The following is a 19,731-nucleotide window of genomic DNA, read 5'->3' on the forward strand; positions in this document are numbered from 1 at the left end:
TTCAGGCACGGGTCAAACCCTTAGGCGTCTGTTTTCTGGGCCTGTTCGGCCTGACGACGCATCAATTCGTTGCGATACAGAGCCACGAAATCGATATTGTCCAGGTTCACTGGCGGGAAACCGCCATCGCGGGTGATGTCGCTGACAATACGGCGCAGGAACGGGAACAGCATCCGCGGGCATTCGATCATCAGGAACGGGTGCAGCTGATCTTCCGGCACACCTTCCACGTGGAACAGACCGCAATAGTCCAGCTCGCACATGAACAGCACGTCATCCAGGCCTTTGGCCTTTGATGTCAGGTTCAGCTTGATGGACACTTCGAACTGATGGTCGGCGCTGCGTTTCTTGGCGTCCAGGTTCACCTGAACCGCAATTTCCGGTTGCACGTCGCCTGACACACCCTTCTGCGCCATCACGTTTTCAAAGGACATGTCACGGATGAACTGCCCCAGAACACGCATCTGAACCTGCGGGGCGGCTTGGGCCGCAGTGTTTTCTGCAGCGTTTTCTTCGGCCATGGATCTACTCCAAAATTGAATTTCGCCACTGCTTAGCAAGTTGGGCGCGGCACCTCAATGCTGGTGGGGGCCTTCCACCCATTTCGACGGCTTTGAAGGCTCTTTTTTCGGGCGAACTTCGCTGAATTCCCCGTCAATGATGTCCCCTTGCCCGAAAGGATTCTCGCGCGACTGAAATCCGGCTCCTGGCCCCATCTGGAAATGAGCCACGGTGACTTTCGACCTGAGATAACGAAATACAGCAACACGAACGCCCGGAACCAACAATGCAAATCCCACGGCGTCGGTAAAAAACCCCGGTGTCAGCAATAGTGCACCGGACAGCAGGATCATCGCACCATGGGCCAAGGGCTCGGTCGGGTCGTCCAGTTCAGCAAACGAACGCTGCAAATTCCCCAGCGCCATGCGACCTTGTGTCCTCACCAAAATCGTACCCAACACAGCGGTTAGCACAACGATAGCAAGGGTTGGCCAAAGGCCGATCAGGCCACCAACCTGAATAAACAGCGCAATCTCGATGATAGGCACCAACAAAAATGCCAAGAACAGGTACATTTACGTTATCCTTTCCCTAAGGCCGGGCTGTGGACTTGCCACCCACGCTCACCTACATAGTAGCATGAGGCCGCGTATACAAAGTCGCGGTTCTGAAAAGAGGATGAAATGAACGAACCCATGATCCAGCTACTGGTCCTGGCCGGAATTGCCGTTTTCCTGATCCTGCGCCTCAAAAGCGTATTGGGTACGCGTGAAGGTTTTGAAAAACCACCTGTGCAACAACAGCCCGAAGCGCACAAGTCGCGCCGCGATTTCGAGGTGATCGAAGGCGGCCCGGATCATGACATCACTGACCATGTCGAAGAAGACAGCGAGCAGGCGCAAACCCTGGCCGCCATGAAACGAGTGGAGCCCAGTTTTTCGGTCGGTGAATTTGTTCATGGCGCACGTGGTGCGTATGAAATGATCGTGATGGGATTCGAAAAGGGAAATCTGGACGACATCCAGCCGTTCCTGTCGGAAGAGGTTTTTGAATCCTTCGTTGCTGGCGTGGCCGCACGCGAAGATCAGGGACTGACCATCGAGGCCGAATTTATCGGCGTCCGAGAGACTGCCCTGTCGGATGTGAAGTTCGACAAGGATACCAATGAGGCCGAAATCACCATGAAGTTTGTGGGTGAGTTGACCTCGGTTGTGCGAGATCGCGGTGGTGACATCATTGAAGGCAGCCCGAACACCGTGAAACGCCAAAAGGACAGCTGGACCTTTGCCCGCGTGATGGGCAAGGACGATCCGAACTGGCTGCTTGTTGCCACGGACGCATGATTGCTACGCTCCGGTCGCTTTTTCTGGTGGCTGCGATGACCGCTGCCAGCGCTGCCGGAGCCGAGGCAACGCGATCCATTCTGGCGTTCGACGATCTGCAGGGCTGGGCCGACGATAACCACGGTGCAGCCCTTTCCGTTTTTCTGAACACATGTGGTGATCTGAAGGACCCGGATTGGCGCGCGTTATGCGGAGTAGCGGCGACATATGACGCGGATGCTGCGCAGGCGTTTTTTGAGCTCTTCTTCCGCCCGGTTCTGGTCGAGGATGGCAAGGATGCCGTTTTTACAGGGTATTTTGAGCCTGAACTTGATGGTGCGCGTAGCCGGACTGATCGCTTCAAGTACCCTATTTACAAAATGCCCCCCGAAGCGCGGAATGGGCCATGGCTCAGCCGTCGGGAAATCCTGACCGGTGATGTGATGCAGGGACGCGGGCTTGAGATTGCCTGGGTCGATGACCCGGTTGAACTGTTTTTCCTACAGATTCAGGGCTCGGGGCGTGTCCGGTTGCCTGATGGTGGTGCGTTGCGCGTCGGTTATGGCGGTGCCAATGGCCACCCCTACAGGTCCATAGGAGTTGAATTGGTACGACGCGGGGTCTTGGGTGCGCATGAAGTTAGCGCCCAGATGATCCGAGCATGGGTACGCAAGAACCCAGAAGCTGGTGCCGAGTTGCTGTTCCACAACCCTTCCTTTGTTTTCTTCCGCGAAATCTCGCGCGTTGCGCCTGAGCTTGGGCCGCTGGGTGCCATGAACCGATCGATCACTACGATGCGCAGCATTGCGGCGGATCCGGCCTATACCCCGTTGGGGGCTCCGGTCTGGGTTGAGAAAGACGGAAAGGACCCGATGCGGCGCTTGATGATCGCGCAGGATACAGGTGCGGCCATTAAAGGCGCGCAAAGGGCAGACATCTTTTTCGGAACGGGTGACGAAGCCGGACAAGCGGCGGGCAGGTTGAAAGATCCGGGCCGGATGGTCGTTTTGTTACCAATCCAGCGTGCTTATGCTTTGTTGCCGGATGAATTCTGATGACCCGGCGCAAACTGACGAGCGAAGAGATCGAGCTGTGGCGCAAGGTCGCCAAACAGGCCGAGCGGATGCACCCGGAAATCCCGCAGACGGTCCATCCGACTTCTTTGCCGAAACCCAAGCCCAAGAAAACGCCGAAACCCCGGTTTGAAGCGTTTGAAATGAGTCAGGTCCATCAGGCCAAACCGAAACCGAACGATTTGAAGCCATCGGTCACAGATACGCTGCGCAATTTGCCGGTTCAGATGGATACCAAAGCCTTCGGCCGGATGAAGCGGGGCAAGCTGAAACCCGAAGGCAAGCTGGATCTGCACGGTATGCGGGTCGACACGGCGCATCCTGCGCTGATCCGTTTTGTCCTGACGGCGCAGGCGCAGGGCAAGCGGCTGGTTCTGGTTGTAACTGGTAAGGGCAAGGATCGGGACGAGCCCGGCCCGATCCCTACACCACGCGGTGTCCTGCGCAATCAGGTGCCGCACTGGCTGTCCATCCCGCCACTGTCACAGGCGGTGATGCAGGTCACGCCCGCCCATATCAGCCATGGCGGCGACGGGGCTTACTATGTGTATCTCAGGCGCGTGCGCTAAAGATCACGACGGGCGCGGGAAATTCCGACCCAAACCAGACCGCATACCAGTACGAAGAACATGCCTACCCAGATAAACTGGGTGTTCAGCGATACACCAACGTCAATCAGAAGCCCGGTCAGGCCCGGACCAATGGCCGACCCAAGTACCATGACTGCTGCCGCCATTGCCTTGATTGCTCCGATGTGCCGGGTTCCATAGAATTCTGCCCAGAAAGCGCTGGGCAATGTACTGTTCGCCCCAACGGTCAGAGCCAGAAAGATCAATCCAATCGTTGCTCCTGAAATAGAATTGGTCATGCCTAAAATGACAAATCCGATCGCCATGGGGATTTGGTAATAGGGCATGATGCGCGCGGTGCCCCATTTATCCAATGCCCAGCCCGCAGCAAACAGGGACAAAAGCGATACTCCGGTATAGACCGGAAACAACGCTACCAGTTGGATATGCTGCCAGCCTTTAACATCAGCCAGATAAACCTGGTGGAAGAAAAACGCGGTGATGAATGCCGATGGTCCCAGGGCCGATGGCACCATGAACCAGAACAGAGGATGGAACAGGGCGTCGCGGCGGCTCCAGTGACGGTCCTGCATGCCTGTGGCAGAGGATTCGCTGGACAAGCTTTGCGGTGTTCGTTCGTCACTCAGTAAGCGCATAAGCATGGGTATGCCCAACAACGTGACACCCGCAGCAACAATCCACAGCCACCGCCAGTCCAGGTAAACCATCGCAGCGACAAAGATCAGCGGCAGCAAAGCTTCGCCGATCGCATAACCCGTTGAGGCAATGGAGAGCGCTTTGCCCCGCGTAACGGTGAACCACCGCGCCATTGCGACAACGGCCAGATGTGTGCTCATTCCCTGACCAAACAAGCGCAGGAGAAAGATCACTGCTGGCAACACCAGCAACCAGGTGTTCAGTGACATGGCAATGGCGGCCAAGGCCAATCCTGCCAGAACCACAGGGCCCAATACCCGGACCCGGAAGATGTCCGTTAACCCCCCGGCCCAAACCATCACAATGGCCGACAGGGTTGTGCCCAATGTGTATAGCCCGCCCCAGGCACCATGGCTGAGGCCAAATTCCGCGCGAATCTCGCCAGCGAAGATCGAAATGAAAAAGGTTTGTCCAAAGCTGGACAGAAAAGTCAGCAGAACGCCGGCACCAAGCCAGGTTGCGTTGTCCAGCAGATACTGACGCAGGTTGAACCGCGTCACGGAGAGCCGACCTCCGCCTGCCCTGTTTCTGTCAGTACAATTCCAGTTGCACCATCAGGATTGCGCTCGGAGGGTGGCACCAGAATGTCGATTGCCGGTCGGTCCTCACGTCCAAAGGTACTGTTGACGCGCCGCAACGAGTTGAGGATCGACAGCAATGCCGGGGATGTCGCCGCAACGAAATGCGAGGACGCCGCGTCACTGTTGAATGCTGTTGTATCGATGACGCTGATCGGGAATTCCTCAAGCGGATCAATCGAGCTGATGTTTCCCAGCCTTTGCCCCTCATGCGTGCCGCGAAGGCGGGCCGAGATGTTCAGAATCTTGTCCTTTTGGGACACCATTACAAGGAATGGATCGGGGGGGTTGTCGATCCGCTTCATTTGTGAACGGAACAGATCAAGATCCAGGTCGGGTGAGATCAGCACGACGCCTTCGATGTTTCGTTTGGCCCAACCGGGTTCCTGCAATTCAGCTTGCCGCATCATTTCCATCGACAAGGCCCCACCCATAGAATGCGCGATCAGAATAACGCGTTTTACACCCATGGATTTCAGTTCGCGGATGGTTTGCTCCAACCCGTCGCGGGCAAACAACATACTGTCCAGATCGTAGGCATATCCGTAGCCCGTCGCACGGCTTGGCCAAGAATACACCAGCGTCGATCCCGGAAGGCCGATGTCATGCGTCAGCTGTGCGGCGCGGAAGATCGTTTCGGTCTGGGTCGAGTTGTAGCCGTGCACAAAAATGGTGACGTCATCCTGACCTCGTAGATGTTCGCGCAGCCCTTTAGGGCCGTCCAATTCTGTCACATCTGCCAGAACAAATTCTTTTTGCGGATTAGGGTTCGCGTAGGAGAATTTGAGTGTACCCGGAGTATGTGTCGGCGGAATCGAAACCGTAGTTTCCAAAAACCTTAACGTTTCGCCACGTCGGAACCCATATGATCCGTCAGCCTCACGCGCTCGGGTCGTGCTGGCAAAGATGGTTTCGGGTGTGCCGATACTTGCAGCAGCAGGCACAACCTCGGACACCGTCCGGTCAACGCAGGCGCTGAGCGAAAGAGATACGAACAAAATGATGAAATAGCGCAGCACGGATCAACCCTCGGGGTGGTTCGTGCATACGCTATCTTATTCTCGCCCAGCGTCCAGCAGGGCCGAGCAAAAACAACGGCGAAATCCGGCCTGCCCCGTTACAAAACGTAACGGCTGAGGTCGGTGGACTTGGTCAATTCTCCAAGATTGTCGCTGACAAACTGCGCATCGACGGTGATTTCTGTTCCGGCTTTGTCGGGGGCCGCAAAGGACAGGTCTTCGAAAACCCGTTCCATGACCGTGTAAAGCCGCCGCGCGCCAATGTTTTCGATACTTTGGTTTACATCTGCCGCAATTTTCGCCAGCGCGGCGATGCCGTCTTCGGTAAAGCTGACTGCTACCTCTTCGGTGCCCATCAGCGCGGTGTATTGCCGGGTCAGTGCGTTGTCCGTTTCGGTCAGGATGCGCACAAAATCTTGTTCTGTCAGGGCACGCAGTTCCACGCGGATTGGCAGACGGCCCTGCAATTCCGGCAACAGGTCCGAAGGTTTGGCGATGTGGAACGCCCCTGACGCGATGAACAGGATATGGTCGGTTTTCACTGGGCCATGCTTGGTCGAGACAGTTGTGCCCTCGATCAGGGGCAGCAAATCACGCTGAACCCCTTCGCGGCTGACATCACCGCCGCGCGCGTCCGAACGAGCACAAACCTTGTCGATTTCATCCAGAAAGACTATGCCGTTCTGTTCGACCGACTCCAACGCCACCCGATTGACGGTTTCGTCATCCAGCAACTTGTCGGCCTCTTCTCCGATCAGCACGTCATAGCTTTCGGCGACACTCAGGCGTTTTTTGACGGTACGACCGCCAAACGCCTTTCCGAAAATATCGCCTAGGTTCATCATTCCCATTTGGCTGCCGGGCTGGCCCGGAATGTCGAACATCGGCATCGGGTTCGCGCTGTCGGAAACCTCCAGTTCGATTACCGTATCGTCCAGGTCGCCCGATTTGAGCTTTTTGCGGAACATTTCACGTGTCGCTTCACGGGCATCCGTTCCGGCGAGCGCTTCGATCACGCGATCCTCGGCGGCCTGATGGGCGCGGGCTTTGACGTCTTCGCGCATGTATTCGCGGGTCTGGAGGATCGCTGCGTCTGCCAAATCACGGACGATCTGTTCCACGTCGCGCCCGACATACCCAACCTCGGTAAACTTGGTGGCTTCGACCTTGATAAACGGCGCACGGGCCAGTTTGGCCAGACGGCGGCTGATTTCGGTCTTGCCCACACCGGTGGGGCCAATCATCAGGATGTTCTTCGGATAGACTTCATCCCGGATGTCATCAGCCAACTGCTTGCGTCGCCAACGGTTGCGCAGGGCAACGGCCACCGCACGTTTGGCATCTTTCTGGCCAATGATGAAGCGGTCCAGTTCCGAGACAATCTCGCGCGGGGTCAGGTCTGTCATAGGTATTCTATCCGTTGTTTCGCAACGGAACCTAATCATACGACGCGAAAACACAAGCTGATCGCGAAAATCTCACGCCAACTCACCACGAGCACACGAAAAATCGATGTGATGTGAATCGTCACACCTACGGCATGTGAGGCATAGATTTTCACAACAGGCAAACCAGCCTGAATTTACAAATGGAGATACCTCATCATGATGACTCGTCGTTCGCTTTTTGTGAAAGCCGCCGCAACTGGCGCGGCGCTGACCCTGGCCGGCACCACCGCTGCTGTGGCAGGCGGCGCCAAAAAGAAAGGCTCGTTCGAGGGCCGCTCGAACCACATCACCACCGGGTCGGTGAAACTGGTCAAGGAAGGCGACCGTTACATCGTTGAGCTGGGCGACGACTTTTCGCTGGACGGTGGTCCCGACCCGCGCGTGGCCTTCGGCAAAGATGGCAAATACGCTTCTGACAGCAAGCTGGGTGCGCTGCTGCATCTGACGGGCAAGCAATCTTATGCTGTACCGCCGACAATGGATGTGTCGGGCTACAACGAAGTCTATATCTGGTGCGAGGTCGCCGGTGTACCGCTGGGTGTGGCAACACTGAAGTAATCACGATCGTCAGAGGCCGAGCGCTTCGGCCTCTGACGCGCAGCTAGGTAACAGGGCAACTGTCTGTTACACTCGCCCCAAGGCATTGGAACCGGGGGCGTTTTATGACTAAAATTGCCAAGATCACGCTACTTTTTGTAGTTTTTGTTGATCTGATCGGGCAAGGATTGGTCTTTCCGATCATCAATTCCCTGATCATGGAAACCAAATCTGGCTTCCTGGCTGACAGCACGTCGGTAGGTCGCCGCCATTTCTATTATGGGCTGGTAATCGGGTGCTTCTTCCTGTCGTGGTTTCTGGGCGTTGTCTACGTCTCGAAAGTGTCGGATTCGATCGGACGCAAGAACGCCTTGCTCGTGTGTCTTTGTGGGGCATTGGCCGGATATGCTCTGACCATTGCCGCTCTTTACCTGAACAGCCTTCTTCTGTTGATTGTCGGGCGTTCGATCACCGGATTTACTGCGGGCAACCAGCCCATTGCTCAAGCCGCGATGATAGATGGCAGTATTGATGCCGCGGATCGAGACCGTAACATGGGCTATATTGTAACGGGCGTCAGCTTTGGCCTTGTCGGCGGGCCGATTATCGGAGCGGTTTTGTCAGATGCTGCCTTGTTGGGCAGTTTCGCGACGCTGAAAACCCCATTTTATGGCGCTTTCGTTTTGGTGTTGATCGCTATCTTTCTGGTGCTTTTCTTCTTCCAGGATACCCGAATAGATCGTGCGCCTTTTGTGTTCCGGCCCCGTGACATTGCAGACAGCCTGGTCGCGGTACGAGGTCACCCGATGGTGCTGAAGATCCTGCCTGTTTATTCGTTCTTTATGATTGCAAACGTCACTTTCTACGTGTTCGTCGACAATTTCCTGACCAGTGCTTTCGGGTACGGAGTCATCGGAGGCAGTATGGCGATGGTTGTCATTGGTGTGGCATTGGCCTTCTCCAGTACCTTCCTTGTGAAACCCGCGCAGGAAAGATTCAGCAAACATGCGATTATCTACACATCACTTGTGGTCATGGTGGTTTGCGGACTTGCTTTCGCCTTCAGCCCAAGCGGCGTCTTCAGCTATGTGCCGGTCTTTTTCTTCTACTTCCTGTTCGGAGTTGCTTATCCGACGATGCTGGGCCTGTTTTCCTCCAGCGTCAGTGAGACGGATCAAGGCTGGGTCATGGGCGTGACAACCGCTGTCTTCTGTCTGGCCGGAGGCATCATGTCCCTGATCGGCGGCGGGCTGATGAGTATCGACATCCGTGTGCCCTACTACATCGTGGTATTCGCCGCGATCTTAGGCCTGATCGGAATGCACCGCCGCTGGAAGGGGAAAGAGATTAAGGCGCTGTTAGCCTGAAATCGACTCAACCGTCAGATTGCCGTTGGTATAGACGCAAATGTCGGCGGCAATTGCCATGGCCTCACGCGCCACCTGCTCGGCCTCTTTGTCGCCGTCCATCATCGCGCGGGCCGCGGCGAGGGCAAAGTTTCCGCCTGACCCGATGGCAGCCACATTGTGTTCTGGCTCCAGCACGTCCCCTGCCCCGGTGATCACCAGAAGGTCCTTGCCGTCGGTGACGATCAGCATCGCCTCAAGCTTTTGGAGGTATTTATCAGTGCGCCAGTCCTTGGCCAGTTCGACCGAGGCGCGGGCCAGTTGGCCGGGTGTGGCCTCAAGCTTGGATTCCAGACGTTCCAGCAACGTGAAGGCATCCGCGGTCGATCCAGCGAACCCAGCCACAACTTCAAACCCGCCGGGTGACAGGCGGCGTACCTTGCGGGCCGTTCCCTTAATCACCGTCTGGCCCAGACTGACTTGACCATCACCGGCTATCACGACCTGACCGCCCTTTTTGACGCCAATGATCGTCGTGCCGTGCCAACCGGGAAAGTCGTTATCTGCCATGATCGTCTCCGTTTTCACTGGCGCTATATATGGGCTGGGCGCGGTGTTGACGCAACCCGTTCCGAAACCGCCCAAAAGATATGCAAGAAATGCAATTCGGGTCTACCAGACCAGCAATTGTGAGTCCGGCACAGAGGTACTACATGAGGCTCACAACCGACAACGGGTCGGCTGTTTCTTCAAAAAGGACTGCGCACATGGCAACCACCGCTAATATCCATGCGCCGCTCGGAGCAGCTACCATCCTGCACGTGGCGGACACTTTCACCAACGTCGTCAAATCTGTTGTCAACTGGAACGACGCACGTAAAACACGGATCCTTCTGTCGAAGCTCAGCGACGATCAGCTGGACGACATTGGTCTGATCCGCGAGGATATCGCCAAACTCTGATCCTTCTGACGGATCACCAATTCGAAACAGCCGCCCGGGATTCCGAGCGGCTTTTTCTTTGCTCAGTTCTGCACGAATTTTCCGGCAAGGTCAGGCAGAAAAGCTTCGATCGCAGCAGTTGCAACCACATGTTTGGTGCCAGCCGCTTCATCAACAACATCCAGACCTCCTTTGACTGCGCGGACTTCGGCCCTGCCCCTTGGCAGGTCGGCAGCAACCAGATCGCAATCCACCTGTTTGGGGTCCTGTACGCCGATTGTGACGCTGACGCGCATTTCGGAATGATCAATTCCAAGATTAGAAAACAGTGTGATCGATGAATGATGCAGTGCGCCCTGCACCGCACGTCGGGCCGCTTTGGTATAGTCCTGACCGTACAGGTCGTTGCCTGTTCCCATTTCCAGGATGATGCGTTTTTCACTCATTGCGCGGGCTCCATGTCAAAAGAAACGACCAGAGCGGCGTTGGCCATGACCGTGCACCCGTCACTATGTGGTTTGTCGATATCCAACCCGCCCTTTGTGACCGTGATATTCGGCTGACCATAAGGGAAGATGGCTTTGAGCGCTTCGGTATCCACCTGATCCGGCTGCTGGACACCGATTTCAGCATCAATGATCATTGCCTCTTTGGGGAATCCAAACAGTTCAGCCATATTGACCGAGTTGTGCCACAGCGCATCCTTGATCGCTCGCAACGATGCCTCGGTATAGTCCATTCGGCGCAGGGAGGTACCCATCCCGAACTCTACAAGAACCCGCGTTTTTGCCATTGGTTTCTCCGACATATGCAACAAAAAAGGCGCCCCGATCTGAGGCGCCTTTGGAACAATCTGCTAGGACCGGATCAGATGGATTCGTCGATCCAGCTTTGCAGCGCAGCTTTGGGGGCCGCACCTGCGCGGTTGGAAACAACTTGACCGTCCTTGAAGATGAACAGTGCCGGGATACCGCGCACGCCCATTGCGGCCGCCGCGTTCGGGTTGCTGTCCACATCGACCTTGGCGATTTTCACCTTGTCGCCATACTCGGCGGCCAGTTCTTCCAGCGCGGGGCCGATTTGTTTACAGGGGCCGCACCATTCAGCCCAGAAGTCCACGACCACGGGAACGGTCGAGTTTTTGACTTCGGCGTCAAAGGTGTCGTCAGTAACGGCTACGGTCGACATATTCTGTCTCCTGAATGGGGTAAGCTCGGGAACAGAACGTAGGTGCCGCGCCGGGTAAGGTCAAGGCATCCGGGCGTGGGCCAAGGCTTCCGTCACAAGATCGTGTGGCAGCCACATCAAGCTTGCAGTCCGGGTCCACAGAATGGCGGTTCGGATGCTGCGGTCAGGATAAATCTGCGCCAGCGCCTGAGCATAGGCCCCCATCTGGCGCAGCAGTCCTTCGGGGCAATCTTCTATCCGGTTTGGGACGGTCGCATTTGTTTTGAAATCAACTACTTGTACGTCCGTGTCTGATACGATCAGCCGGTCGATGATTCCGTGCATCCGCTGTCCGTTTAAATCTGCGGTTACCGGCACTTCGGTCAGAGTTTCGCGTGCAAAGATGTGTTTGAGAGACTCCGTCGTCAGCACTTGGGTGGCTTCGGTCAAAAGGTCTTGACGGTCTGCGTTCTGCATATCCGGTAGCAACCGGGCGCAAAGCTCGGGCCAGACGTCCGGTGCTGCTGTCGGCAGGTGTTCCAGCAACAGGTGCAGACGCGTTCCGCGCAGTTTTGCAGCGTCTTCATCCAAACCGGCATCTCCGGGCAACGCTTTGGCACCACCCAGATCCGAAGGGCTGAGCGCGCTTACAGGGTCAATCGGTTCGGGTGCCGGGAGCAGGAACATATCCGGCAGATCGACCTGGTCAGCGACCGTTTGTGGCTGGTCGGTCAAAGGCGGCGCGTCCCAATCCCCGTGGGACAGGCGGCGGATGTCGGACCCCGGTACCAGCGCGGCCCCGGCTCGCTCCATCGCGGCTTCGACCATTTGATACCAGCTGTTGCCGTTTTTGCCCAAATCGCCGGCTGCGGCCACGATTAACCATTTTTCAGCCCGTGTTAGAGCCACATACAGCAATCTCAGCCGTTCATTTTCCTCGCGGTTGCGCGCCACTTCCCGTGCTTGCGAGATCAGGTTGGGCGAGACATCTGCTAACACTTTCCACAGCGGGGTGCCATCGGCCACCATAATCTCGGCATCACGTGGTGGCTGGCGTTTGCCAGTATCCGGCAGGATCACAATCGGAGCCTCAAGGCCCTTTGAACCATGCACGGTCATCACCCGGATCATGTTGCCGACACCGCTCATCTGCCGCTTGATTTCCAGATCATCGGTCTGCATCCAGACCAAAAACCCGGTCAAGCTGGGAATATCCGTTCGTTCATACGCCAGCGCCTGAGACAGCAAAGCGTCGATACCGTCTTCAGCTTCGGCCCCCAGACGACCCAGCAGTTTGCGCCGCCCGTCATGGCGGGTCAGAATACGTTCGATCAGGTCATAGGGGCGCAGAAAGTCGATTTGGCTGCGCAGATCATTCAATATGGCGAGCGTTTCGGGAAATTCATCTGCCCGGTTACGCAGCGCGGCCCAGAGGAACTGTTCCTGTCGCCGGTGCGCCAGATCGAAAAGCTGCTGCTCGGGCCATCCGAACAAAGGGGATTTCAGAACCGTCGCCAGTGACAGGCTGTCTTCGGGCGTGGCCAGAAAGCTCAGAAGCGCGGCGAGGTCTTTGACCGCAAGTTCAGCACCCACTTTCAGCCGGTCAGCGCCCGCGATCGGCAGACCGGCAGATTTGCAGGCGCGGATGATCTCGGCAAAAAGGTCCGAACGGCGCTGGACAAGGATCAGGAAATCCCCCGGCTTCACTTTCCGGCGTACGAATGTGTCGGATTTGCCATCCTCCGGGATCGTTTCACCCCGTTCGATCATGGCCTTGATCGACTGCGCAACCTGCTCGGCCAGAATGACGGTATGGTGTCGCGCACCGGGGCGATCCACCGGATCCGTCCAGTCGCCTTCTTCGGAATCTTCGACTTTTTCCACGACAGGCCAAAGATCAACCCGGCCCGGCAGATCGGCCTTGAACGCACGATGCTGGCTGTCCTTGTGAAATCCGGCATCGATCCGGTTTTCAAACAGAAAATCGACCAAAGACAGGATCGCGCTGGAGGATCGAAACGAGTATTCCAGCGTCATGTCCCACAATTTAGAGTCTGATTCAGCCAGTTTTCGGCCAAACTCTTCCTGCATTCTGTCAAACGCCTGTGGGTCGGCGCCCTGGAAGGAATAGATCGACTGCTTCTTGTCGCCGACCACAAAGATCGTGCGCTCAACCCCGGATCGCGCTCCTTCCCCACTGGTGAATTCCTGGGCCAGTTTTTCGACCACGTCCCATTGGTCCGGGCTGGTGTCCTGCGCTTCGTCCACCAAAATATGGTCGATGCCTCCGTCCAGCCGATACAGCACCCATTCGGCCACCGCCGGGTCATTCAACACTTGCCGCGCGCGCAAGATCAGGTCGTCGAAGTCCAACCAGCCCCGCAGCTGCTTACGCCGCTCGTACTCGGGCAGGAAAGCGGCAGCAAAGCGGTGCAGGACTGTGGTTTTCTGCGCAGCGACCAGCGCCAGACGTTGTTCGCGCGCCGCCTCAATCCGCAGCATCAAGGCTTCTAATTGTGGAATCCGGTCGGCCAGAGCGCCTTCGCGCAGGGCTTTGGTCGGAAAGCTGTTGAGTTTGGCGGTGAACGGTTCTTTTGCTCCTTTTCCGGTCAGCAACACGCTTTCCAACATGGGCAAATGCGCCAACCGGGATTCGGTGAACCCGGCCAGCTTAGCCGCGGCCTTGGCATTGTTACCGCCGCTTTCCGTCAAAGCGGGCAGCATAGACTGGATCAACTCGACTTCGCCACCAAGGAACACACGCTCAAACAGATGGGTTTCGTCAAAACCGTCCGGAAGATCGAATCGTGTCAACAGTTCCGACCACTCCAGTGGCTCCGCGAACAGATTGCGCTTGTGCGTGATCGCAGCGGTCAATTTGTCAAAGCCCGTATCGGTGACAAACCGAGCCACATCTTCAATCAACCCAGCCTGCGTGCCTTGGGCGAAGTCCTCGACGATCTCCTCTCGCAGAAGGGCCGCCGCGCGATCTTCCATCTCGGAAAACTGCGGGCTGACCCCGGCCTCCAGCGGAAAACGCCGCAACAATGAAGCGCAGAACGAGTGAATGGTCTGGATTTTCAGACCGCCCGGCGTTTCGATGGCGCGAGCAAACAAGGTGCGTGCTTGCGCCAGCCTGTCCAGGTTGATGTCGCCGGGAACGCCTAGATCGGTCAATTGCTCTAGCAGAGAATCATCAGCCAGCATTGCCCACTCACCAAGGCGTTTGAACAATCTGTTCTGCATCTCGCTGGCGGCGGCCTTGGTGTAAGTCAGGCACAGGATGTGCTGCGGCTGCACCCCACCCAGCAGCAAACGCGCCACGCGGTCGGTCAGAACCCGTGTTTTGCCCGACCCTGCGTTGGCAGCCAGCCAGGTCGAGGCGTCAGGGCGGGCGGCCTGCACCTGCCGTTCGGTTGCATCGTTGCGCGGGCTCATGTCAGGTCCTCGGGGCAAGTATCGGCTGTGCGGTCCCATTCGCCAAACCGCGCCAGATGATCATAGTCACCGATATCCGTATCCTTGTGCAGCATCCGACGCGAAGAAAACCCCTGATCAGGCTCTAAATAAGCTGAAATCAGCTCTTTCAGCTCGGCAAGAACTTTGTCGGTTGGCTCCTTGACCAAGGGTGCCACGACCTCTTTGTAACTGCCGCCCATCCCGATGAAGATGGCTTCGGCCACGTCTATCGGGTCAATGCTCTCGATACCGCCCTGCTCGGCCATGGCGGCTTCGATCAGCAACTGTTTGTCGAATTTGGACTGCTGACTCTCCGTCGGTGGCGCACCGGTTTTGTAATCGATGATCCGCAGTGACCCCCGGCTGTTGTGATCGATCCGGTCCGCACGTCCGACAATGGTGAAATCCAGAGGGTCCAGCACCAGTTTCATCGCCGCCTCAAACGCCACAGGCCCGCCATCACCCCGGCGCGTGAGTTCGGCACCCAGGAAGTCATCCGCGATCCGCTCCAGTCGGGCCAGCCAGAGTTTGCGGGCGGTGGGCCAGGCGACATGTTGATCCAGAAGGGTGTGCGCCCGTTTCAGGAAATTCTCACGCGTCAGTAAAGCGCTGTCCAACACGCTGTCTTTGACGAAATGTTCAAGGATTTCATGGATCACGATGCCCCGAAGCAAGGCATCGGGGGCCTGTACCAAGGGGTCCAGCGGTTTCAGCCGCAACACATGTTTGGCGTAGATCGCATAAGGATCACGAATCAGCCGTTTGATCTCGGTCACGGACAGACGACGTGGGCGCGCGGCGACCGGGGGGCGCGGCGACGGGCGAGGCGCGGGGTCTATGTGCGGTGCATCTTCCAGAACTTCAGACCAGTTCAGCCAGCGCTGACCGCGGGCGCGCATCCCTTCCAGAGCGTCACGGCCACCCTGCCCCGGCAGGCCTTGCAGCAGGTTTGTAAGCCGGTTCAGCCAACGCGACGGTACCGTTTCCGCATCATCCGAGCGGGTCGCGCGGGTCAGCCAAACCTCGGGCGCGCCGATGGCCTGCTGGAAATCATGCGCAGACAGGCCGATCCGGCGTTCAGGCAGCAGCAACCCCGCCTTGTCGCGCATCTGACGGTTCAGCCAGGGGTCGGGTGCTGGGGCCTCGGGCCAGCTTCCTTCGTTCAGCCCCCCGAGAATCAGTAGATCGGCCCCCTGTACCCTGGCTTCGAGCGTACCCCAGATCATGATGTGCGGATGCGGTGCGTCGCGATCACGAACCTCTTCGCCTGCAAGCAAAGCACCCAGCAGGTCGGCAAAGTCATGGGCCGTCATCGGGCCGCCATGCTGCGCCTCATCCCTGAGAGAATTCACCACCGCCAGCGCCTTTTGACCTGCGTTCTTGTCCCAAAGCGTGCCGGTTTCACCGGTGCTGCCAGCCGAGATCGCCTCGGCAAGTGCTGTCAGCCGTTCCACCCAGTCGGAGAGATGCAATTCGTCACTGACCTGTTGATTGCAGAAGTGATGCACGATCCATCTAACCCAGCTTTCTGGGGCCTCCTTGCGGACTGCAAACTCCGTGAGGCTGATACTGTCCGGGAATGGTGGACCGTTGCGGCGCAGGTCCAGTTCCAGATCACGTGTATGCAACAGATGATTGCCACGCTCACCTCCGTCATGACACAGCGGGTGTTTCAGCAGGGTCAGCAGCGCTTCGCCCTCAAGACGGCGCGTGAACAGGTTGGCCACATGGCGCAGAAAACGACCGGGCGGTGAGAGTTGCAGAGGCAAGCCCGCACTGTCATCCGGCAGGATGTTCCACCGATCCAACGCCGCGCTGACCTGACGGGTCAACATACGATCCGGCGTGATCAAGGCGGCGGTTTGACCGGTTTCAGCAGCTTGTCGCAAGCGTAAGGCGATGGCCAGGGCTTCGGCTCTGGGTGATTGTGCCTCGACCAGGGTCAGGTCTTTGGTTGCGCCTTCCAAGTCGGTCAGCCTAGGCCCTTCGGTCATCCAGGCGTCTGTTACAGGCGCCGGGCGTAAAGCGAGTGAAACCAAGCGGTTGCGTGAAGGCGAGGGGGAGGAAAAGTCTGTCCATGGGGTGATTTGATCGGGCGCAACCTCCAGTGCGCGCATCAGCTTGCGGAACCGGTATTGCGGATGATCTTCCGATGTCAACGCATCATCCAACCCTTGCCAGACATGATTGGGTTGGTCGAAATCATAACCCGGAAGGACCAGCGCCCCTTGTGGCAGGCGTGCAATCGCCTCCATCAGCATCAGGGTTGTTCCGCGCGAACCGGTGGAGCCCGCAAGAATGACCGGATGCTGCGGAGGATTCCCTTGCCAACGCGCGTTCAGGTTTTCGACAACGCGACGTTGGCGGGCCTGCGCATCCATCGCCTGTGCACCAGTGTCGATAAAATGATCGGCAATGCCGATGAAAGCCTGCGCTCGCGCCCAATGTCCGGACATGTCGCTGACATCCAACTGCAGGATGGCCTCGGGCGAAACACCTTCGCCCTGCATTTCGTCAATGAGCGCGGCCAGACTGTCCGAGAGGTCAAAGACCGAAGAACGCGCCGCCAGATCCGGTTGCTGTTCCAGCAGTTTGGCCACCAGCTGAGTCAGTTCCAGACGCCGCCGCAGCGGTGGAACGGCAGGGGGAATCTGCGCCAGATCAACGCTTTCTCCCAAATCGGTGACCAGCGACAGGCGTGGCAGCAGGCAGGGCGGACCTTGATTGAACAACTCGCGGACGCGCCGTTCCATACGCCGCGTGTTCAGCACCAATTCCACCCGAGCCAAGGCTTCCGGCGGGCCAGAGCAGCGCTGCCGCAGACCATCGACCAATGCCTTGGGGAAGTCCGTGCCAGGCGGCACGGCGAATACGCGGGGCAGGGCGCTGAGTTCAAACATCAGCCAGCAGTCCTTCGGCCAGGGTGATCCCCTCGGGACGTCCCACATCACACCAGCGCCCCGGATACTCGACAGCAAACAGGCGGCCTTGATCGTGCATCTGGTTCCAAAGCAGGTTCAGCGAAAAAGCTGACTGCGAAAACGCGCGTAATCCGTCCGTTTTGAGAATCTGCGCGCCTCCATAAACCAAACCGGGCCCGCGCGTGATGCGCCCGTCCGGGTCAGCCGTAAAATCTCCGTCCCCATTGTGGCCTGTGGTTTGGGAAACTGGAACACACATCAAAAGCGCGTCCATACGGGTCGGATCCCACACTTTTTGCAACAGGGTCAGAGGGTTAGGGCCAGACCAGATCGCATCGGTGTTCAGCGTGAACACAGGATTGGTGCCCAACAGTGGCAGGGCGGCCCTTAATCCGCCGCCCGTTTCAAGGATTTCGGGCACTTCGCGTGAGATCACCACGCCTTTGGGGTCGAGATGCTCATGCAGCTGATCTGCGTGGTAATGTACGTTCGCCACAATGCGCACGGGGTCGAGCTCATGAACAATATCCAGCGCGTGATCAATCAAGGGACGCCCGGACACCATGATCAACGGCTTGGGCCGGTCCTTGGTCAAAGCACCCATACGGGTGCCAAACCCTGCGGCAAACAGCATCACTGCAAAGGGCGATCCGGTCATTGCACTCTCAGCTTGTTAAGGTTTTCGAGCGTTGGGCTGGGCAAAGACTCGTGCAGCAGCGGGGCTATCGACACCAGGGCCGGGTGATCCAGATCGCGCATCAGATGCGCCCAAACAGCCGGTATCATATCGACGTAGTGCGGTTTGCCATAGTCGGTCGCAAGGCGCGCGAAAACACCAAGAATGCGCAAATTTCGTTGTGCACCCAACACGCTGTAAGCGGTTCGAAATTCGTGGTCGTCCATGCCGGAGGCTGAGATGTACCGATTGATCATCTGCATCTCGATCCCGGGTGAAACCTTTCGGCGTATGTCCTGCAGCAAAGACACCAGATCATAGGCGGGATGGGCCAGAACCGCAGATTGGAAATCCAGCAGGCCAACGCGCTTGATCCCTGCGCGATTTGGCAGCCATATCAGGTTTTCCGCGTGATAATCCCTGAGCGAGACCACTTTTGACCCTGATGTTTCACGGTGCAGAATATCCGCAAACCTGTGCTCAAACCGGTCCAAAGCATCCGCGTCAAACTCTCCCCGTATGCCCGCCGCATATTTCGTGAAGGCCAATGTGGTCAGTTCTGTCATCAGCGCCGGGTCGAATGAGGTCAAAGACAAGGTGGGGGCCTGATGCAGATGAAGCAGCACATCTGTTGCGGCCTCGTACAGCAAGCGTTCTTTAGAGGAGTCCTTGGCCAGAACGCGGGTGAAAAGGTCATCGCCCAGATCTTCCAACAGCAGAAAACCAAATTCGGCATCCTCTGCATAAACCTCGGGTGCGTTTAAGCCTACGGATCGCAGGTAGTTCGCAACGCGGACAAATGTTTCGACATCCTCGCATTTTTCAGGTGGCGCATCCATCAAAACGGCAGTTCGCCCGCTGGACGGGTCCGTTAGCCGTTCATAACGACGGTCTGAAGCATCACCCGCCAGAGGCGCGCGGTCTGCATCGGCCCATGGGGTTTGTGCAATCAGCGCCTCGGCCAGGACTGCTCTGTTTGTCATCTGGCGGTCTCCAGTTTTCTTTCCCATTTCGGATCGTTCCACGACAGCGTCAAATGGCGCAAATTCTCATTGTTAGAGTCTGTTTTGAGGATCATTTGCAAAGCCGCATCCGGCGTAAGGGATCCCAGTTTGGCCGGCCATTCGACCAGGCATATTGCAGTGTCGAACGCATCGATCAGCCCCAGTTCCTCGACCTCTTCCACCATGCTCAGGCGATAGAGGTCGCAGTGCCAGATTTCACCGGCTGGCGTATCGTAAGCCTGCACCAAGGTAAACGTAGGCGAGGGGACATCTTCGGGCTCGGGCATAAGCGACTGGATGAGCGCGCGCGCAAAATGCGTCTTTCCGCTACCGATCTCGCCCTCCAACAGCACAACATCGCCTGGCTGCAGCATCGCACCGACGTTCTCGGCGAATTTGGTGGTTTCTTCCGGTGACTTGAAGGTCAGAGATAGGGGCATTGTCGTCATGGCG

Annotated in this window: 20 protein-coding genes; 6 read left to right on the forward strand and 14 right to left on the reverse strand. The window is 57.4% G+C overall.

What is annotated here, in order from left to right; all coding sequences use genetic code 11:
• Window positions 1-20: 20 nt before the first annotated feature.
• Window positions 21-521 carry a protein-export chaperone SecB gene (gene secB / locus AC2FJZ_RS13415; RefSeq protein WP_496778133.1) on the reverse strand — a complete coding sequence of 167 codons (501 nt, stop codon included), beginning with the start codon at window positions 519-521 and terminating at the stop codon, window positions 21-23.
• Between the two features lie 54 nt (window positions 522-575).
• Window positions 576-1,076: an FxsA family protein gene (locus AC2FJZ_RS13420; RefSeq protein ID WP_496778135.1), complete on the reverse strand. Its 501-nt coding sequence runs from the start codon at window positions 1,074-1,076 to the stop codon at window positions 576-578.
• Window positions 1,077-1,184: 108 nt separating this feature from the next.
• Between AC2FJZ_RS13420 and AC2FJZ_RS13425 the strand changes: the two genes are divergently transcribed.
• From AC2FJZ_RS13425 to AC2FJZ_RS13435, 3 genes are read left to right on the forward strand one after another with little or no spacing between them, the layout of a single operon-like run.
• Complete coding sequence (locus AC2FJZ_RS13425) at window positions 1,185-1,844, forward strand: Tim44/TimA family putative adaptor protein (protein WP_496778139.1); 660 nt, start codon at window positions 1,185-1,187, stop codon at window positions 1,842-1,844.
• Window positions 1,841-2,878, forward strand: coding sequence for a murein transglycosylase A (gene mltA, locus AC2FJZ_RS13430; RefSeq protein ID WP_496778140.1), 1,038 nt, complete (start codon window positions 1,841-1,843; stop codon window positions 2,876-2,878). Before AC2FJZ_RS13425 ends, mltA begins: the two co-directional genes overlap by 4 nt.
• A complete protein-coding gene (locus tag AC2FJZ_RS13435) occupies window positions 2,878-3,465 on the forward strand; it encodes a Smr/MutS family protein (RefSeq protein WP_496778142.1) in 588 nt (195 codons plus the stop codon). Before mltA ends, AC2FJZ_RS13435 begins: the two co-directional genes overlap by 1 nt.
• On the opposite strand, the gene AC2FJZ_RS13440 is transcribed toward AC2FJZ_RS13435, so the two are convergent.
• From AC2FJZ_RS13440 to hslU, 3 genes are all read right to left on the reverse strand, one after another.
• Window positions 3,462-4,682: an MFS transporter gene (locus AC2FJZ_RS13440; protein WP_496778144.1), complete on the reverse strand. Its 1,221-nt coding sequence runs from the start codon at window positions 4,680-4,682 to the stop codon at window positions 3,462-3,464. The genes AC2FJZ_RS13435 and AC2FJZ_RS13440 overlap by 4 nt on opposite strands.
• A complete protein-coding gene (locus AC2FJZ_RS13445; RefSeq protein WP_496670234.1) occupies window positions 4,679-5,779 on the reverse strand; it encodes an alpha/beta hydrolase in 1,101 nt (366 codons plus the stop codon). The genes AC2FJZ_RS13440 and AC2FJZ_RS13445 overlap by 4 nt, the downstream gene beginning before the upstream one ends.
• Before the next feature lie 98 nt (window positions 5,780-5,877).
• Window positions 5,878-7,185, reverse strand: coding sequence for an ATP-dependent protease ATPase subunit HslU (gene hslU / locus AC2FJZ_RS13450; protein WP_496670235.1), 1,308 nt, complete (start codon window positions 7,183-7,185; stop codon window positions 5,878-5,880).
• Between the two features lie 198 nt (window positions 7,186-7,383).
• Between hslU and AC2FJZ_RS13455 the strand changes: the two genes are divergently transcribed.
• The gene (locus AC2FJZ_RS13455) at window positions 7,384-7,785 is read left to right on the forward strand and encodes a DM13 domain-containing protein (protein ID WP_050604661.1); all 402 of its coding nucleotides are present in this window, start codon (window positions 7,384-7,386) and stop codon (window positions 7,783-7,785) included.
• Window positions 7,786-7,889: 104 nt separating this feature from the next.
• The gene (locus AC2FJZ_RS13460; RefSeq protein ID WP_496778147.1) at window positions 7,890-9,131 is read left to right on the forward strand and encodes an MFS transporter; all 1,242 of its coding nucleotides are present in this window, start codon (window positions 7,890-7,892) and stop codon (window positions 9,129-9,131) included.
• Here AC2FJZ_RS13460 and hslV read toward each other — a convergent pair.
• Window positions 9,123-9,680, reverse strand: coding sequence for an ATP-dependent protease subunit HslV (hslV, locus tag AC2FJZ_RS13465; protein WP_050604663.1), 558 nt, complete (start codon window positions 9,678-9,680; stop codon window positions 9,123-9,125). The genes AC2FJZ_RS13460 and hslV overlap by 9 nt on opposite strands.
• 197 nt (window positions 9,681-9,877) lie before the next feature.
• On the opposite strand from hslV, the gene AC2FJZ_RS13470 reads away from it, so the two are divergent.
• Window positions 9,878-10,072 carry a DUF1127 domain-containing protein gene (locus tag AC2FJZ_RS13470; RefSeq protein WP_050604664.1) on the forward strand — a complete coding sequence of 65 codons (195 nt, stop codon included), beginning with the start codon at window positions 9,878-9,880 and terminating at the stop codon, window positions 10,070-10,072.
• A 62-nt stretch (window positions 10,073-10,134) separates the two neighbouring features.
• On the opposite strand, the gene AC2FJZ_RS13475 is transcribed toward AC2FJZ_RS13470, so the two are convergent.
• From AC2FJZ_RS13475 to tsaE, 8 genes are all read right to left on the reverse strand, one after another.
• Complete coding sequence (locus AC2FJZ_RS13475) at window positions 10,135-10,497, reverse strand: Lin0512 family protein (RefSeq protein WP_496778149.1); 363 nt, start codon at window positions 10,495-10,497, stop codon at window positions 10,135-10,137.
• Window positions 10,494-10,844 carry a Lin0512 family protein gene (locus AC2FJZ_RS13480; protein WP_050604666.1) on the reverse strand — a complete coding sequence of 117 codons (351 nt, stop codon included), beginning with the start codon at window positions 10,842-10,844 and terminating at the stop codon, window positions 10,494-10,496. Before AC2FJZ_RS13480 ends, AC2FJZ_RS13475 begins: the two co-directional genes overlap by 4 nt.
• Window positions 10,845-10,918: 74 nt before the next feature.
• Window positions 10,919-11,239: a thioredoxin gene (gene trxA / locus AC2FJZ_RS13485; RefSeq protein WP_050604667.1), complete on the reverse strand. Its 321-nt coding sequence runs from the start codon at window positions 11,237-11,239 to the stop codon at window positions 10,919-10,921.
• Between the two features lie 60 nt (window positions 11,240-11,299).
• On the reverse strand, window positions 11,300-14,656 hold the full coding sequence (addA, locus tag AC2FJZ_RS13490) for a double-strand break repair helicase AddA (protein WP_496778152.1): 3,357 nt from the start codon (window positions 14,654-14,656) through the stop codon (window positions 11,300-11,302).
• Window positions 14,653-17,577: a double-strand break repair protein AddB gene (gene addB, locus AC2FJZ_RS13495; protein WP_496778154.1), complete on the reverse strand. Its 2,925-nt coding sequence runs from the start codon at window positions 17,575-17,577 to the stop codon at window positions 14,653-14,655. The genes addA and addB overlap by 4 nt, the downstream gene beginning before the upstream one ends.
• A complete protein-coding gene (locus AC2FJZ_RS13500) occupies window positions 17,570-18,256 on the reverse strand; it encodes a nucleotidyltransferase family protein (RefSeq protein ID WP_496778156.1) in 687 nt (228 codons plus the stop codon). Before AC2FJZ_RS13500 ends, addB begins: the two co-directional genes overlap by 8 nt.
• On the reverse strand, window positions 18,253-19,257 hold the full coding sequence (locus AC2FJZ_RS13505) for an aminoglycoside phosphotransferase family protein (protein WP_496778159.1): 1,005 nt from the start codon (window positions 19,255-19,257) through the stop codon (window positions 18,253-18,255). The genes AC2FJZ_RS13500 and AC2FJZ_RS13505 overlap by 4 nt, the downstream gene beginning before the upstream one ends.
• Window positions 19,254-19,727 carry a tRNA (adenosine(37)-N6)-threonylcarbamoyltransferase complex ATPase subunit type 1 TsaE gene (gene tsaE / locus AC2FJZ_RS13510; RefSeq protein ID WP_496670244.1) on the reverse strand — a complete coding sequence of 158 codons (474 nt, stop codon included), beginning with the start codon at window positions 19,725-19,727 and terminating at the stop codon, window positions 19,254-19,256. The genes AC2FJZ_RS13505 and tsaE overlap by 4 nt, the downstream gene beginning before the upstream one ends.
• Window positions 19,728-19,731: the final 4 nt, after the last annotated feature.

The sequence above is a fragment of the Ruegeria sp. CDSA079 genome (assembly GCF_059612245.1).

Excerpts from the sequence above, each read along its gene's own strand:
- AC2FJZ_RS13460 (WP_496778147.1), top strand. The coding sequence starts at position 7,890 with ATGACTAAAATTGCCAAGATCACGCTACTTTTTGTAGTTTTTGTTGAT.
- addA (WP_496778152.1), bottom strand. The coding sequence starts at position 14,656 with ATGAGCCCGCGCAACGATGCAACCGAACGGCAGGTGCAGGCCGCCCGC.
- hslU (WP_496670235.1), bottom strand. The coding sequence starts at position 7,185 with ATGACAGACCTGACCCCGCGCGAGATTGTCTCGGAACTGGACCGCTTC.
- AC2FJZ_RS13425 (WP_496778139.1), top strand. The coding sequence starts at position 1,185 with ATGAACGAACCCATGATCCAGCTACTGGTCCTGGCCGGAATTGCCGTT.
- AC2FJZ_RS13480 (WP_050604666.1), bottom strand. The coding sequence starts at position 10,844 with ATGGCAAAAACGCGGGTTCTTGTAGAGTTCGGGATGGGTACCTCCCTG.
- secB (WP_496778133.1), bottom strand. The coding sequence starts at position 521 with ATGGCCGAAGAAAACGCTGCAGAAAACACTGCGGCCCAAGCCGCCCCG.
- AC2FJZ_RS13470 (WP_050604664.1), top strand. The coding sequence starts at position 9,878 with ATGGCAACCACCGCTAATATCCATGCGCCGCTCGGAGCAGCTACCATC.
- hslV (WP_050604663.1), bottom strand. The coding sequence starts at position 9,680 with ATGGCAGATAACGACTTTCCCGGTTGGCACGGCACGACGATCATTGGC.
- AC2FJZ_RS13505 (WP_496778159.1), bottom strand. The coding sequence starts at position 19,257 with ATGACAAACAGAGCAGTCCTGGCCGAGGCGCTGATTGCACAAACCCCA.
- tsaE (WP_496670244.1), bottom strand. The coding sequence starts at position 19,727 with ATGACGACAATGCCCCTATCTCTGACCTTCAAGTCACCGGAAGAAACC.
- AC2FJZ_RS13420 (WP_496778135.1), bottom strand. The coding sequence starts at position 1,076 with ATGTACCTGTTCTTGGCATTTTTGTTGGTGCCTATCATCGAGATTGCG.
- AC2FJZ_RS13475 (WP_496778149.1), bottom strand. The coding sequence starts at position 10,497 with ATGAGTGAAAAACGCATCATCCTGGAAATGGGAACAGGCAACGACCTG.
- AC2FJZ_RS13500 (WP_496778156.1), bottom strand. The coding sequence starts at position 18,256 with ATGACCGGATCGCCCTTTGCAGTGATGCTGTTTGCCGCAGGGTTTGGC.
- AC2FJZ_RS13435 (WP_496778142.1), top strand. The coding sequence starts at position 2,878 with ATGACCCGGCGCAAACTGACGAGCGAAGAGATCGAGCTGTGGCGCAAG.
- addB (WP_496778154.1), bottom strand. The coding sequence starts at position 17,577 with ATGTTTGAACTCAGCGCCCTGCCCCGCGTATTCGCCGTGCCGCCTGGC.
- trxA (WP_050604667.1), bottom strand. The coding sequence starts at position 11,239 with ATGTCGACCGTAGCCGTTACTGACGACACCTTTGACGCCGAAGTCAAA.
- AC2FJZ_RS13455 (WP_050604661.1), top strand. The coding sequence starts at position 7,384 with ATGATGACTCGTCGTTCGCTTTTTGTGAAAGCCGCCGCAACTGGCGCG.
- mltA (WP_496778140.1), top strand. The coding sequence starts at position 1,841 with ATGATTGCTACGCTCCGGTCGCTTTTTCTGGTGGCTGCGATGACCGCT.